This is a genomic window from Bradyrhizobium sp. BR14999 (assembly GCF_056106085.1).
In genome coordinates this window covers 21,175-35,828 of record NZ_CM148536.1, presented here as the reverse complement: position 1 = coordinate 35,828, position 14,654 = coordinate 21,175, and the positions used below count along the sequence as shown (strand labels likewise).

Annotated in this window: 11 protein-coding genes; 9 read left to right on the top strand and 2 right to left on the bottom strand. The window is 65.2% G+C overall.

Annotated elements, in window-relative coordinates:
• The first annotated feature begins 54 nt into the window (after positions 1-54).
• From ACR9YP_RS00165 to ACR9YP_RS00130, 8 genes are all read left to right on the top strand, one after another.
• The gene (locus tag ACR9YP_RS00165) at positions 55-891 is read left to right on the top strand and encodes an SDR family oxidoreductase (protein WP_370990476.1); all 837 of its coding nucleotides are present in this window, start codon (positions 55-57) and stop codon (positions 889-891) included.
• Between the two features lie 215 nt (positions 892-1,106).
• On the top strand, positions 1,107-2,906 hold the full coding sequence (locus tag ACR9YP_RS00160; RefSeq protein ID WP_474218778.1) for a cation:proton antiporter domain-containing protein: 1,800 nt from the start codon (positions 1,107-1,109) through the stop codon (positions 2,904-2,906).
• Positions 2,907-2,982: 76 nt separating this feature from the next.
• Positions 2,983-3,804 (top strand): NAD-dependent protein deacetylase, encoded by an 822-nt coding sequence (locus tag ACR9YP_RS00155; RefSeq protein ID WP_474218777.1) that lies wholly within the window; start codon positions 2,983-2,985, stop codon positions 3,802-3,804.
• Between the two features lie 141 nt (positions 3,805-3,945).
• The gene (locus tag ACR9YP_RS00150; protein WP_438104729.1) at positions 3,946-6,030 is read left to right on the top strand and encodes a hydantoinase/oxoprolinase family protein; all 2,085 of its coding nucleotides are present in this window, start codon (positions 3,946-3,948) and stop codon (positions 6,028-6,030) included.
• A gap of 2 nt (positions 6,031-6,032) precedes the next feature.
• Entirely contained in the window at positions 6,033-7,691 is a 1,659-nt protein-coding gene (locus tag ACR9YP_RS00145; RefSeq protein ID WP_438104730.1) for a hydantoinase B/oxoprolinase family protein, read from the top strand.
• A 33-nt stretch (positions 7,692-7,724) separates the two neighbouring features.
• Complete coding sequence (locus ACR9YP_RS00140; RefSeq protein ID WP_474218776.1) at positions 7,725-8,726, top strand: TRAP transporter substrate-binding protein; 1,002 nt, start codon at positions 7,725-7,727, stop codon at positions 8,724-8,726.
• 10 nt (positions 8,727-8,736) lie between these two features.
• On the top strand, positions 8,737-9,330 hold the full coding sequence (locus ACR9YP_RS00135; protein WP_438110526.1) for a TRAP transporter small permease subunit: 594 nt from the start codon (positions 8,737-8,739) through the stop codon (positions 9,328-9,330).
• Between the two features lie 34 nt (positions 9,331-9,364).
• Positions 9,365-10,669: a TRAP transporter large permease gene (locus tag ACR9YP_RS00130; protein ID WP_438104732.1), complete on the top strand. Its 1,305-nt coding sequence runs from the start codon at positions 9,365-9,367 to the stop codon at positions 10,667-10,669.
• A 51-nt stretch (positions 10,670-10,720) separates the two neighbouring features.
• Here the strand turns inward: ACR9YP_RS00130 and ACR9YP_RS00125 are convergent, their stop codons facing one another.
• Complete coding sequence (locus ACR9YP_RS00125; protein ID WP_438104733.1) at positions 10,721-11,365, bottom strand: glutathione binding-like protein; 645 nt, start codon at positions 11,363-11,365, stop codon at positions 10,721-10,723.
• Positions 11,366-11,470: 105 nt separating this feature from the next.
• On the opposite strand from ACR9YP_RS00125, the gene ACR9YP_RS00120 reads away from it, so the two are divergent.
• On the top strand, positions 11,471-12,115 hold the full coding sequence (locus ACR9YP_RS00120) for a TetR/AcrR family transcriptional regulator (RefSeq protein WP_438104735.1): 645 nt from the start codon (positions 11,471-11,473) through the stop codon (positions 12,113-12,115).
• Positions 12,116-12,420: 305 nt separating this feature from the next.
• Here ACR9YP_RS00120 and ACR9YP_RS00115 read toward each other — a convergent pair whose 3' ends face one another.
• Entirely contained in the window at positions 12,421-14,388 is a 1,968-nt protein-coding gene (locus ACR9YP_RS00115; protein WP_438104737.1) for a methyl-accepting chemotaxis protein, read from the bottom strand.
• Positions 14,389-14,654 lie beyond the last annotated feature (266 nt).

The following is a 14,654-nucleotide window of genomic DNA, read 5'->3' as shown; positions in this document are numbered from 1 at the left end:
GAGATGGAACAAAGGGCGGGTTCCGTCGATGATCAGGCATCCCGGAGAGAACTCATGCCACAAACCAATCGCTCAACCTTCTTTCCCTCGCGCCTCGTGGGCCAATACGCGCTGGTGACCGGCGCTTCACAAGGCATCGGCCGCGCTGTCGCCATCCGGCTCGCCCAGGAAGGCGCGACCGTCGCCATCAATTATTTCGATCACCCCCAAAGCGCCGAGGAGACGCTCGCGTTGGCGCGGACGGCATCGGGCGATCGTGGCCACGGCAGGCTCGATCACATCATCGTCAAGGCCGATGTCGGCAACGAGCAGGACATCGTCGCGATGTTCGAGACGATCCTGGCGCGTTGGAAGCGCCTCGACTGTCTCGTCAACAATGCCGGCTTCCAGCGGGAATCGCCGAGCGAAGCGCTCGACGTCGAAACCTATCGCCGCATCATCGACGTCAATCTGAATGGCGCCGTGCTTTGCGCCCAGAAGGCGCTCGCGCATTTCGTCGCCCGCGGCGGAGGCGGCAGCATCATCAATTGCTCCAGCGTCCACCAGATCATCCCAAAGCCCGGCTATCTCGCTTATTCGATCAGCAAGGGCGGCATGGCCAACCTGACGCGAACGCTGGCGCTCGAATTTGCCGGCCAAGGCATCCGCGTCAATGCGGTAGGTCCCGGTGCGATCGATACGCCGATCAACGCGGCCTGGACCGGCGATCCCGAGAAGCGCGGCGTCGTCACCTCCCACATTCCGCTCGGCCGCGTCGGCACCCCCGAAGAGATCGCCGCCGTGTTCGCCTTCCTCGCCTCGGATGACGCGAGCTACATCACCGGACAGACCATCTATGCCTGCGGAGGCCTGACGCTGTTCCCCGAATTCCGGGACAATTGGGCGAGCTGAACGTCAACTTGGAAGCGTGCGCATCTGCGACGGCCCGACCGGGTTGCAACGATTAGATCATGGTCGCGAGGCCAGCCTTCTCACTGGGCCTACCTGGACACCGATGCACCGCGCAGGAGTGGCGGTTTGCGGCCGGGTAGGGGTCTGCGGCGCCGTGTGCTATCGACCGTGGACGACGCTGCCGCTATTGGCAGGCGCCGACACATGATGGGCTCGTGACCACAACCATAAACATCAATGCCTACAGTGACGCGCTGGTGGTCCTCGGCACTGCCGGCGTGGTGGTGCCAATTGTTCGCCATTGGGGCATCAATCCGGTGCTGGGCTATCTCGGTGCCGGCGCCATTCTCGGCCCGCTTGGACTCGGCTCGCTCGTTCGAGAACTCCCGTTCCTGTACTGGTTCACCGTGGCGGACGCGCAGAACGTCGAAGGCATCGCCAATCTCGGCGTCGTGTTCCTGCTGTTCCTGATCGGGCTCGAGCTGTCTTTCAGGCGGCTCGTGACGATGCGACGCCTGGTGTTCGGGCTTGGCGGCCTGCAGGTGCTGGCGACGTCCGCGATCATTTTCAGCGCGACGCTTCTCGCGGGGCAGGATTCCGATACAGCCGTGATCCTCGGCGCGAGCCTTGCGCTGTCCTCGACGGCGATCGTGCTCGAGCTTCTGTCCACCGAGAGACGGCTTGCGACCACTGCGGGGCGCGCCAGCTTCTCGGTGTTGTTGGCTCAGGACCTTGCAGTGATTCCCATTCTGGTGCTCGTCTCGGTGCTTGGCGCAGGCAGCGGCGGCTCCGTCGTGGCGCACATCTCCAGTGCGATCTTGAAGGCCGGAGTAGCGGTAGCTTTTCTCATTCTGATCGGACGGCTGCTGATGCGTCCGCTGTTCCAGATGGTTGCGGGCACCCATTCGACGGAGCTCTTCGTCGCGGCGACCTTGTTCGTCATCGTCGGCGCAGGCCTTGCCGCGCACCAAGCCGGCCTGTCGATGGCGCTCGGAGCATTCGTTGCAGGACTGATGCTGGCTGAAACGGAGTACGGCAAGGCCATTGAGGCCACCGTCGATCCATTCAAGGGCCTGCTGCTCGGCATCTTTTTCTTCACCGTCGGTATGGCCATCGACTTCCGCGTGTTCATGCGCGAGCCTGGTTGGCTGCTGGCCGCCGTTGTCGGCGTATTGGCCGGCAAGGCGATCGTGCTCATCATCCTGGGCCGCCTCTTCAGGCTCTCGTGGCCGTCGGCGATCGAGATCGGCTTCCTGCTGGGTCCAGTCGGCGAATTCGCCTTCGTAAGCATCGGGATGGCGGCGGCGCTCGGCCTGATCGAACCTCGCGCGTCGAGCTTTGCCGTCGCCATCACCGCCGTGACGATGGCATTGACGCCGCTTTTGGGCGTGCTCGGACGACGATTGGCCGCGAAACTGGGGAGCGAGCGCACCCTCGATCCCGAACTGACGGTTCGGCCGCCCGGCGACCGGGCGCAGGCCATCGTGGTCGGCTACGGCCGCGTTGGAAAAGTCGTCTGCTCGCTGCTGACCAGCCACGGCCTAAACTACATCGCGATCGATAACGAAGCAGTCGCCGTGGCGCGCGACCGCCGCGATGGTCATAAGGTCTATTTTGGTGATGCGACAGAACCGGGCTTTCTCGAAGCCTGCGGCCTGATGCAGACGACCGGTGTGATCATTACCATTCAGTCGCGAGCAGCGATCGATGCCGTCGTCGAGCGGATTCGCGCAGTGCGGCCGGACGTGCTGATCGTCTCACGTGCGCGGGACGCCGATCATGCCCGCCACCTCTATGCGATCGGCGCAACCGATGCGGTGCCGGAAACCATCGAGGCAAGCCTGCAACTTTCCGAAGCCGCACTGATCGGCCTCGGAGTCGCGGTCGGGCATGCGATCGCCTTGGTGCACGAGAAGCGGGACGAATTTCGGCTGACATTGCAGCAAGCCGCCCGCATTGCAGCAGAAGAGAAAACTCGTCTCCTCGATAGCACAGGGCGCCGGTCCCCGAGATAGCCGCCTATCCGGGCGGCCGTGCGCTGCGGACTATCGTGATCTGGCAAAACCCGCCCGCGCGGACTACATCTGCGCCATGACAAATGCTCCGCGGGCAAACCCTCCGCTCCAGGATTTCATCGGCCGGCACGAACGTCTGTTCGTGCTGACCGGCGCCGGCTGTAGCACCAATTCGGGCATTCCCGACTATCGCGACAGCCACGGCAATTGGAAGCGGACCCAGCCGGTCAACTTCCAGGCTTTCATGTCGGACGAGCATACGCGCCGGCGCTATTGGGCGCGCAGTCTGATCGGATGGCGGCGGTTCGGCCAGGCGAAGCCGAATGATGCGCATCATGCGCTGGCCCGGCTCGAGGCGAACGGCCGGTGCGGGATGCTGCTCACCCAGAACGTCGATCGGCTGCATCAGTCCGCCGGCCACCGCCAGGTTATCGACCTGCATGGCCGGCTCGATCTGGTCCGCTGCATGGGCTGCGGCGGCAAGACGCCGCGCGATGAGTTTCAGCGCGCACTTGGTCGCGCCAATGCAGCCTGGCTGACGCTCGATGCCGCCGATGCACCTGATGGCGACGCTGATCTGGACCACGAGGATTTTTCGTCGTTCGAAGTGCCGGTCTGCGAGGCCTGTGGCGGCATCCTCAAGCCTGACGTCGTGTTCTTCGGCGAGAACGTCCCCCGCGACATCGTCGCCACCGCGCAGGATCATCTGGCGCAGGCCGACGCCATGCTGATCGTCGGCTCCTCGCTGATGGTCTATTCCGGTTTCCGCTTCGTCCAGGCTGCTGCGCAGCGCAATATTCCGATCGCGGCGGTCAATCTCGGCCGCACCCGCGCCGACGATCTCCTGACGCTGAAGGTCGAGGAGCGCTGCGAGTCGGCGCTCGCATTCCTGCTCTGATCGCGCCGGCCGCGAACACGTCTTGCCTATTGCATAGGTGCCAAGCAGAATAGCCGGGCGCGGCGTTGCCCTCGTCGTCCATGGCATGGAAATTGCTGCGCTTTCGACCTCAGTCTTGACGATCAGCGCGGAGAATTTGGAATGCTTGAGGGAGCCGAGGTGCGGCTTGCCGTCGATATCGGAGGCACATTCACCGACATCGTGCTGGACGTGGGCGAGGCGCGCAAGACGCGCAAGGTGCTGACGACGCCGCAGCGGCCGGAGCAGGCGGTGCTGGACGGGATGCGCCTCATTCTCGCCGACGCGCGCGCCCATATCAGCGACATCGACGTCTTCATTCACGGCACCACGCTCGCCACCAACGCCATCATCGAGCGCCGAGGCGCCAAGACGGCGCTGATCGCGACGGACGGCTTTCGCGACGTGCTCGATATCGGCACCGAGAGCCGTTACGACCAATATGACCTCAGCATCGACAAGCCGAAGCCGCTGGCGCCGCGCAGCCTGCGCTTCACCGTGCCCGAGCGCATCGACGCGCACGGCGCCGTCCGCCTCCCGCTGGACGAAGCGTCGGTGCGCGCACTCGCGCCAAAATTGCGCGAGCGAGGCGTCGAGAGCGTCGCGATCGCCTTCCTGCACTCCTACGCCAATCCCGAACACGAGCGCCGCGCCGCAGCGATCCTGGGCGAGGAGATGCCCGGCATCTCCGTGACGGTGTCGTCGGCAGTGTGTCCGGAAATTCGCGAATATGAGCGCACCTCCACCGCGGTGGCGAACGCCTATGTGCAACCGCTGATTGACGGCTATCTCGCCCGCATGGCCGATGCCTTGCAGGTCGAGCAGTTCCGCGGCGCCATCTATCTCGTCACCTCCGGCGGCGGCGTTACCTCGATCGAGACGGCGCGGCGCTTTCCGGTGCGTCTCGTCGAATCCGGTCCGGCCGGCGGCGCGATCTTCGCGGCGCAGATTGCGGCGCGTCTTGGCGAGACCAAAGTGCTGTCCTTCGACATGGGCGGCACCACTGCAAAGATCTGTCTCATCGAGAAGTACCAGCCCGAGACCTCGCGCGTGTTCGAGGTCGACCGTGCCGCGCGCTTCCTCAAAGGCTCCGGCCTGCCGGTGCGCATCCCCGTGATCGAGATGGTCGAGATCGGCGCCGGCGGCGGCTCGATTGCCCATGTGGACGCGATGAAGCGTGTCACCGTCGGTCCCGAGAGCGCCTCGTCCGAGCCGGGACCGGCCTGCTACGGCCGCGGCGGCCAGCGTCCGGCCGTGACGGATGCGGACGTTGCGCTCGGCATGATCGATCCCGACGCGTTTGCGGCGGGCACGATCAAGCTCGATCCGGAACTTTCGAAGCAGGCGCTGTTGCGCGACGTCGGCGAGCCGCTCGGCCTGTCGGCGGAAACCGCGGCCTATGCCGTGCACGAGGTCGTCTGTGAGAACATGGCGAGCGCGGCGCGCGTGCATGCGGTCGAGCGCGGTGCCGTGGTCGGCCAGCACACGCTGATCGCCTTCGGTGGCGCTGCGCCGTTGCATGCGGCGCGCGTTGCCGAGAAGATCGGCGTCTCCCGGGTGATCGTGCCCTCGAATGCCGGTGTCGGATCGGCCGTCGGATTCCTGGCGGCGCCCATCGCTTACGAGCTGGTGCGCAGCCGTCACGTCCGGCTCGATGATTTCGACACCGAAGCGGTCTCCGATCTCCTGCAGGAGATGGCGACCGAAGCGCGCGCGCTGGTCGAGCCCGGCGCCGCCGGCGCGCCGGTGCGGGAGCGCCGCGCCGCCTTCATGCGCTATGTCGGTCAGGGCCATGAGATCTCGGTCGAGCTGCCGAACCGGCGGCTGGCGACCGCCGATCTCGCCGGTCTGCGCCAGGAGTTCGAGGCGGATTATGCCGCGATGTTCGAGCGGCCGATCCCGGGTGCCGCGATCGAGGTGTTGAGCTGGTCGGTGCTCGCGACCACTGAGGCGCGCAATCCACCCGCGGTCGCGGCCGTCGCGCGCAAGTCCGCCGGAAAGGCAGTCGGCAGCCGCAAGTTCTTCGACGGCCGCGCCGGCGAGGTGATCGAGATCCCGCTCTATCGCCGCGAAGACATGACGCCGGGCGCGACCATTGCGGGCCCGGCCGTAATCGCCGAGGACGAGACCTCCACCTTCGTCTCGACCAGTTTTGATGCTCATATCGACGGTGCCGGCAGCATCGTCATGGAACGAAAGGCGGCCTGATCATGAGCAAGGCAAGCGGCGCGAGCCTGATCGATCTCCAGATCATGTGGCACCGGCTGATCGCCGTGGTCGAGGAGCAGGCGCAGGTGCTGCTCCGCACCGCATTCAGTCCAATCGTGCGCGAATGCGGCGATCTCTCCGCCGGCGTGTTCGACCTCAAGGGCCGGATGCTGGCGCAGGCGGTGACCGGCACGCCCGGCCACGTCAACTCGATGGCGGAATCGGTCAAGCATTTCATCGCTCATTTTCCGATCGAGACGATGAAGGAGGGCGATGCCTACATCACCAACGATCCCTGGATGGGCACCGGCCACCTCAACGACTTCGTCGTCACCACGCCCTGCTTCAAGGACGGCAAGCCTGTCGCGCTGTTCTCCTGCACCAGCCATCTCATGGACATCGGCGGCATCGGCTTCGGGCCCGATGCTACCGACGTGTTCATGGAGGGGCTCTACATCCCCATGCTGAAGCTGATCGACCAGGGCGTCGTCAACGAGACGCTGATGGCGATGATCCGCACCAACACGCGGCTGCCGATCGACACCGAAGGCGACACCTATTCGCTGGCCGGCTGCAACGATGTCGGCTGCGAGCGCCTGGTCGAGATGATGAACGAGTTCGGCATCGACACGCTCGACGAGCTCGGCGACTACATCTGCGACCGCTCGCGCGAGGCCGTGCTTGCCGAGGTCGCAAAACTGCCAAAGGGAAGCTGGCGCAACACCATGATCGTCGACGGCTACGACGCGCCGGTGACGCTCGCAGCGACGCTGACGATCTCGGACGAAGGCATCCACGTCGATTTCGACGGCACCTCGGCCGCCTCCAACTTCGGCATCAACGTGCCCTTGTCCTACACCACGGCCTATACCGTGTTCGGCCTCGGCTGCGTCGTCGCCTCGCACATCCCGAACAATGCCGGCTCGCTCTCGCCGCTGACGGTGTCGGCGCCGGCGGGTGCGATCCTCAATGCGCCGAAGCCTGCGCCGGTCGCCTCGCGTCACGTCATCGGCCAGATGCTGCCCGACGTCGTGTTCGGCTGTTTGCGCCAGATCATTCCCGATCGCGTGCCGGCGGAAGGCACGTCGTGCCTGTGGAATCTCAATGTCCGCGGACAGACGCGAAGCGGCGCCGGCGGCAATTACGGGTTCTCGATGGCGGTGACCTCCAATGGCGGCACCGGTGCGCGCTTCGGCAAGGACGGCCTGTCGGCCACCGCTTATCCCAGCGGCGTGCGCGGCACGCCGGTCGAGATCGCAGAGACGCAGACGCCTTTGATCTTCTGGCGCAAGGAGCTGCGTCCGGATTCCGGCGGGGCAGGGCGCACCCGCGGCGGGCTCGGTCAGATCATCGAGGTCGGCAGCGGCGTCGATGCGCCGTTCGACATCCTGGCGGCGTTTGATCGCATCGATCATCCGCCGCGCGGGCGCGATGGCGGCCGGGACGGCGAGGCCGGCTATGTCGGCCTCAAATCCGGCAAGAAGCTGCGTGGAAAAGGCTTTCAGCAGGTGCCGCCGGACGACCGGCTGGTGGTGCTGACGCCGGGCGGCGCCGGCATTGGCGATCCCGGCAAGCGCGAGCGCGCGGCGGTCAAGGACGACGTCGAGAGTGGTTTCGTGTCCTCGGACAATGCAGTTGCAGTTTATGGCTACGCGCGGTGACGCGTCAGTACGCTTGGTAAACGGAGGGGAGCAATGATCACGCGAAGGAATTTCACCGCGGGTGCAGCGACGCTGCTGGCGGCCGGCCACATCTCCACCCGCGCGCGGGCGGCGAGCGTGAACTGGGACATGTCGACGGTCTGGCCCGACGGCAATTTCCACACCCAGAACGCTTTTGCCTTCGCGGAAGAGGTGAAGAAGCAGAGTAGCGGCTTGGTCGCGATCACCGTGAAGGCCGGCGGCCAGCTCGGCTTCAAGGGCCCCGAGCATCTGCGCGCCGTGCGCGACGGCCTGGTGCCGCTCGCTGACGTCCTCAACATCCAGCAGGTCGGCGACGAGCCCTTCATGGGCGTCGAGAGCATTCCCTTCCTGTGCGGCTCGATGGACGAACTGAAGGTGCTGCACAAATATGTGCGGCCCGAATACGAGAAGGTCGCCGCTCGTAACAACCAGAAGATTCTCTACATCGTGCCGTGGCCGACGCAATATCTGCACCTCAAGGTCAAGGTCGCCGACGTCGAGGGCCTGAAGAACATCAAGATCCGCGTGCCCGACAAGAACGCCGTCGACATGCTGGCCGTGGTCGGCATGGCGCCGGTGATGATTCCCTGGGGCGAGACGATTCCCGCGCTGGCATCGGGTGCGGTCTCGGGCGTTTCCACCTCGGCGGTCTCGGGGGTCGACGGAAAATTCTGGGAATTCCTGAAATACATCTACCCGACCAACCACGTCTGGTCGTCGCAGATGCTCACCGTCAATCTCGATTCCTGGAAGGCGCTCTCCAGTGATCAACAGAAGCTCGTTGCGGATGTCGCGGCGAAGATGGAGCCGGCATTCTGGGCCAATTCGCTCAAGGCCGACGTTGACAGCCTCAACCGTCTCAAAGAGGGCGGCATGGAGGTGGTGCCGGTCTCGGACGCGATGATGACGGCCATCCGCAGCAAGACCGCCCCGCAGCTCGATGCGTTCCTCAAGCGCGTGCCGGCAGCCGACAAGCCGGTGCGGGCCTATCTCGCCGAAATGAAGCGTGGCTGAGGGTGACGTCGTGGTGAGCGTCTCGCCCGAAGCTCCGCAGAGTCTCAATGCAGCGGCGCCGGCGCCGCTGCGCATCCTGCTCGACTGCATCGACCGCCTCGGCCGGCTCGACGGCTGGATCGGCGGCGGCTGCTTGTTGATGCTGACGCTGCTGATGCTGTGCGAGGTCGCAACGCGCTTCCTCTCGAACTTCTTTTCATTCTTCCCGCCGTCGATCTCGATCGCCTGGGAATACTCGTCCTATCTGATGGCGGCGTCCTTCACCTTCGGCGCCGCCATGACGTTGCGTGTCGGCGGTCACATCCGTGTCTTGCTGCTGCTCAAGAACGCGCCGGCCTTGGTGCAGCGTGCACTCGAGATCCTGTCGGCGGCGGCCGGCTTCGCCTTCATGGCGTTCCTGACCTCGGCGATGGCAAAGTTCGCCTTCGGCGCCTATGTGCGCGGCCAGGTCTCGACCTCGAGCGATACGCCGCTGTGGTTTCCGCAAGCCGTCGTCACCTTTGGCATGCTGCTGCTGACGCTTCAGTTCCTGGCGCGTGCGATCCAGGCCATGCTCGGCCTGCCGCTGGAGGATCACCGCATGAAGGCCTCGCCCGTCGAATGATCGCCCACGCGCCAATCCCCGGACAGCGGATCCCATGACCATCGAAGTCGTCGCCCTGTTTGCGATCCTGTTCGCGCTGCTGGCTTGCGGCGTCTGGATCGGCCTGACGCTGGCGCTCACCGCGACGCTGCTGCTCGCGATGTTCCGCTCGATCCCGCTCGACAAGCTGTTGCCGCAATATGCCTGGAACATCCTGACCACGCAGGAGCTGCTGGCGTTGCCGCTCTTCATCCTGATGGGCGAGCTGCTGTTTCGCACCCGCCTGTCGCGCTCGCTGTTTCAGGGGCTCGCGCCCTGGGCCGGGCTTTTGCCCGGCCGCCTGCTGCATGTGAACGTGATCGGCTGCACCATTTTCGCGGCGATCTCGGGCTCGTCGGCCGCGACCACGCAGGTGATCGGCCGCATGTCGCTGAACGAGCTGCTGCGCCGCGGCTATTCCCGCGACATCGCGATCGGCTCGCTCGCCGGTGCCGGCACGCTCGGCTTTTTGATTCCGCCGTCCAACATCATGATCATCTATGGCGTGCTCGGCGACGTCTCGATCCTGAAGCTGTTCACGGCGGGCGTGTTGCCCGGCCTGCTGCTGGCCGCCACCTTCATGGCCTGGGTGATGCTGCACACCAGCCTCAACGGCACCATGGTGCCGGAAACGGAAGCAAAGCTCTCGCAGGTACCGTGGAGCGAGCGCTTCGCGGCGCTGAAGGACCTCGCGCCGGCGCTGTTCCTGATCGCCTGCGTGCTCGGCTCGATGTATGGCGGGCTCGCGACCCCGTCGGAGGCCGCGGCTGTCGGCGTGCTCGGCGCGGCGCTGGTCGCCTGGGCGCAAGGAGCGATGTCGCAGCAAGTGATGCGGGACGTGCTGATCGGCTCGGTCGTGACCTGCTCGATGATCGCACTGATCGTGCTCGGCGCCTCGATCCTCGGCAACGCGGCGGCCTTCCTCGGCATCCCGCAGGCGGTGGCGGCCTTCGTCAAGGGGCTTGGCCTGTCGCCTTTCATGCTGATCGTGGCGCTGGTCGTCTTCTATCTCGTCCTCGGCTGCTTCCTCGACGGCTTCTCGATGATCGTGATGACGCTGCCGATCGTGCTGCCGATCGTCAAGGCGGCGGGCTTCGACGAGGTCTGGTTCGGCGTCTTCCTGGTGCTCGCCGTCGAGATGGCGCAGATTACCCCGCCGGTCGGCTTCAATCTATTCGTGATCCAGGGCCTGACCGAAGACGGCCTCGGCTACATCGCGCGCGTGACGATGCCGTATCTCATGATCATGATCGGCTTCGTGCTGCTGCTCACATTGTGGCCCGGCATCGTCACGATCCTGCCGCGGGTGCTGTACGGATAGATTTGCGCCGTCCCGGCTGAGCGGCCGGGACGGCATTTCGATGCTTCAGGCTTACGCCGCCGCCTTCTTCCGCGCCTGCTCGGCCTTGTACAGCTCGAACTCCTCCGCGATCGCCTTCGCGATCGAGGGCCGCTGGCGCAGGCGCTCGTAATAGGCCTTCAGGTTCGGCCATTTCGCGAGCTCGATCGGCGGCGTCGCCATGGTCCAGTTGATGACCGTGACGAGATAGGCGTCGGCGACGCTGAAATGGTCGAGCAGGAATTCGCGTCCCTTGAGATGATTGTCGAGGTAGTCGAGCCGCGACAGGTTCTTCTCCAGCGCATAGGCCTTGGCCTCCTGCGGCGCCTTGCGGTCGAGCACGGGGACGAACAGGGCCTTGTGCAGCTCGGTGCCGATGAAGCAGAGCCATTGATGCAGCCGCGTGCGCTCGATGCCTGCGGCGGCGCCGAGGCCGGATTGCGGAAAACGGTCGGCGACATATTGCAGGATCGCGGCGTTCTCGGTCAGCACCACGCCCTCGTCGGTGCGCAGCGTCGGCACGAGGCCAATCGGGTTCACGCTGCGGAAGTCGGAGCCGTCACTCAGCACTGTCTTCGTCGGCGGATCGACTTCGAGATAGTTCGCTTCGGCGCCAACTTCATACAGCGCCACGCGGGTCGCCATCGAGCAGGCGAGCGGCGAGAAATAGAGATCCATCTGTAGCCTCCTTGGGCAATTCCTTCTGGGTGTCGCTCAACCTGGCCAGATTGATTTTTGTACTGTCTTGCATAATATGGGGTCGGTCAAGGATTATTTTGCGAAATGGTACAAAAATCGAAACCGCCAGCTGCTGCCAATGGACCCAAGCGCCGTGGCCGGCCGCGTGCCTATGAGCCCGATGTCGCGCTTGGCAGGGCGCTCGACCTGTTCCGCAAGCAGGGCTTTGCCGCGACCTCGCTCGACGATCTCAGCGAAGCCACCGGCATGAACCGCCCGAGCCTCTATGGCGCCTTCGGCGACAAGCGCGAGCTCTACATCAAGAGCTACCAGCGCTACCGGGAGGAAGCGCGCGCATCGATGGTGGAGATCTTTCGCCAGGAGATGCCGGTGCGCCAGCGGCTGGAGCGCATCTTTGCCTCCGCGCTGAACATCTATCTCTCGGGTGACACTGGTCCGCGGGGCTGCTTCACGGTGGTGACTGCGGCCTCCGAGGCGGTGAGTGATCCTGAGATCCGCGCCATGGTGCTCGAAGGTCTCACCGAACTCGACAAGGCCTTTGCCAATTGCTTCCGCCGCGCCAAGGAGAAGGGCGAACTGCCTGATAGCGCCGACCCGTCGGTGCTGGCGCAGGTCGCATCCGCCACCGTGCACACGATCGCCATCCGTTCCCGCGCCCGCGTCCCGCGCAAGGAGCTGGAGGCGATCGTCAGCGGCGCGATCGACGTGATGGTGGGGCCTAAACCCTAGCTGTCGTCCCGGCGCAGGCCGGGACCCATAACCACAGGCAGTGGTTCGGCGAAGACTCTTGATGACGAGTCTACTCTCACCGCGCACAATCGATGAATCACGCGGTATGGGTCCCGGCCTCCGCCGGGACGACACCGAATTTGTAGCGCGAGCTATTTCCCCGACGTCGTCCTGGCGAAAGCCAGGACCCATAGCCACCGAATGCAATTTGGCGAAAGCTCGGGGTTAGAACGTCGTGCCGCAGCTTCTCCCTGGGGTAATGGGTCCTGGCTTTCGCCAGGACGACATCCAATTTGCAGCCGCAGCTACGCCGCGCGGATATGCGCGAGGAAGCGGTCCACTTCGTCCCGCAGCCGCTGCGACTGTTTTGACAGCTCGATCGCCGATCCCAGCACTTCCTCGGCAGCAGTGCCGGTCGCCGCGATGCCGGCGGTGACGCCGGAGATGTTTTGCGAGACCTCGCCGGTGCGGGCCGCGGCCTGCTGGACGTTCTGCGCGATCTCTTGCGTCGCCGTGCCTTGCTGACCGACGGCTGCCGCAATCGCGGCCGAGATTTCGTCGACCTCGCGGATCGTCGCACAGATCGACTGGATGCCGTCGACAGCACCGTTGGTCTCTCCCTGTACCGCCGTCACCTGCGCGCCGATCTCCTCCGTCGCCTTTGCGGTCTGGGTCGCCAGCGCTTTCACCTCGGAGGCGACCACGGCAAAGCCGCGGCCGGCTTCGCCCGCGCGCGCCGCCTCGATCGTCGCGTTCAGCGCGAGCAGATTGGTCTGTCCCGCAATGCCGCTGATGAAGGAGACGACGTCGCCGATCTTTTGCGCGGCGTCGGCAAGGCTCTGCACGCGCGCATTCGACCGCTGCCCGTCGCTCGCAGCCTTGCCGACGACCTCGGTCGCATGGGCGAGGCGGCGGCTGATCTCGGTCATGGACGAGGACAGTTCTTCCGCGGCGGCCGCTACCGTCTGGACGTTCTCCGAGGCCAGCGCCGAGGCCGAAGACACGGTGCGGGTCTGTTGCCGCGACTGCTCGACGATCTCGGACATCGAGCGCGCGGTGTGCTCCATCTCGACCGCGGCCGAGGACACCGTGGTGACGACGTCGCGGATGCTGGCTTCGAAATTGTCGGCGAGTGCGGCGAAGGCGCGCCGCTTCTCCGCTTCGGACTGCGCCTTGGCCTCGAGCTGCTCGGCCTGGAGTTTGCTAAAGCTCACCGCATTGTCGCGGAACACCGCGACGGCCTTCACCATTGCGCCGACCTCGTCATTCGCCTTGCTGGCGGGAATGGCGACGTCGAGCCGGCCATCTGCGAGCTCGCGCATCACGCTCGTGATGGAGATGATCGGGCGCGAAATGCTGCGGGCGATGAGATAGCCCACTATCGCGGCCAGCACGAGCCCGAGCGCGGCGATCCCGATTGCGACCATCCAGGCGCGGTCGGCCGAGGCCTCGTAGTCGGCATTGTCCATCACCAGCTCGACCGCGCCGAGCGGTTTGCCGGAAAAATCCTTGATCGGTCCGAGCAACGCGGCGACCGGCGTCGCGTCGAGCTTGGCCTGCCGCACCGTGAAGTCGCCGCCGGTGGCGCGGCCGTAATCGGCCGCATCGAAGAAACTCTTGCCCTTCAGCGTGCCACCGAACAGCTTGAAGCTTGAACCGTCGGCGAGATGGAAGGCGACGTCGACATGGCGGTTGGCCTTGAAGTCGTCGAAGAAAGGTTGGCCGAAGGTCAGGCCGAATTCGACCGTGCCGAGATGCCTGCCGGCTTGCGCGATCGGCACCACGCCGCGGATGCCGAGTCCGGCCACACCGCCCTCGAGACCGACGACGACCTTGCGGTCCTGGTTGGCGACGACGACCGTCCTGCGAAAGCCGGAGAGGTCGTCGCCGAATTTCGCCGGCTGGTGCACGCGCAGGAACGAGGTCGCCGGCGCCACATGGAACTGGAACTGATCGACGCCGTAGTCCGACTTGGTCGCGGCAAAGACCGGTCCGAACAGGCGCTCCAGCGCCTCGCGATCCTGCTTCGCCATGGCCTCTTGCGTCGCCGGCATCGACGCGACTACGGCGCTCATCGCGGCGGCGCGATGCGATTCCTCGGCGATGCGCGATTGCAGCGCATCGTAATGGCTGCGCAGCTCGCGCTGGTCGGCCCGGTCGATGATCCCGGCGATGATCCACATCGCCCCGAGCACTGCAAACAGGGCAGTCGCCGCCGCCGTCACCGCCAGCGCAACCGTGATCCGCATCCTGAGGCCGAGGTTCGCTCGCATGTTCGACCCATTCGTTGAGCGTTGATTAACAACGTCTATCAACTTCTCGCTAAGAGAGGGTGAACGGGGATGCTGGTGGGGAGGGGCGGGGCGACGAGCCCAACAAAGCTGTCGTCCTGGACAAGCGCAGCTCTTGGCAACGCGTAGCGTTGTCCAGGGCGGAGCGCAGATCCAGGACCCATTACCCCAGGAAGTGGTTTGGCGAAGACTCCGATTACGACTTCGCGCCGCAACTTCTCCCTGTGGTAATGGGTCCTGGCTTTCGC

Coding starts and splice junctions, on each gene's coding strand:
- ACR9YP_RS00150 (WP_438104729.1), top strand. CDS start 3,946: ATGCTTGAGGGAGCCGAGGTGCGGCTTGCCGTCGATATCGGAGGCACA.
- ACR9YP_RS00125 (WP_438104733.1), bottom strand. CDS start 11,365: ATGGATCTCTATTTCTCGCCGCTCGCCTGCTCGATGGCGACCCGCGTG.
- ACR9YP_RS00115 (WP_438104737.1), bottom strand. CDS start 14,388: ATGCGAGCGAACCTCGGCCTCAGGATGCGGATCACGGTTGCGCTGGCG.
- ACR9YP_RS00120 (WP_438104735.1), top strand. CDS start 11,471: ATGGTACAAAAATCGAAACCGCCAGCTGCTGCCAATGGACCCAAGCGC.
- ACR9YP_RS00155 (WP_474218777.1), top strand. CDS start 2,983: ATGACAAATGCTCCGCGGGCAAACCCTCCGCTCCAGGATTTCATCGGC.
- ACR9YP_RS00140 (WP_474218776.1), top strand. CDS start 7,725: ATGATCACGCGAAGGAATTTCACCGCGGGTGCAGCGACGCTGCTGGCG.
- ACR9YP_RS00145 (WP_438104730.1), top strand. CDS start 6,033: ATGAGCAAGGCAAGCGGCGCGAGCCTGATCGATCTCCAGATCATGTGG.
- ACR9YP_RS00165 (WP_370990476.1), top strand. CDS start 55: ATGCCACAAACCAATCGCTCAACCTTCTTTCCCTCGCGCCTCGTGGGC.
- ACR9YP_RS00130 (WP_438104732.1), top strand. CDS start 9,365: ATGACCATCGAAGTCGTCGCCCTGTTTGCGATCCTGTTCGCGCTGCTG.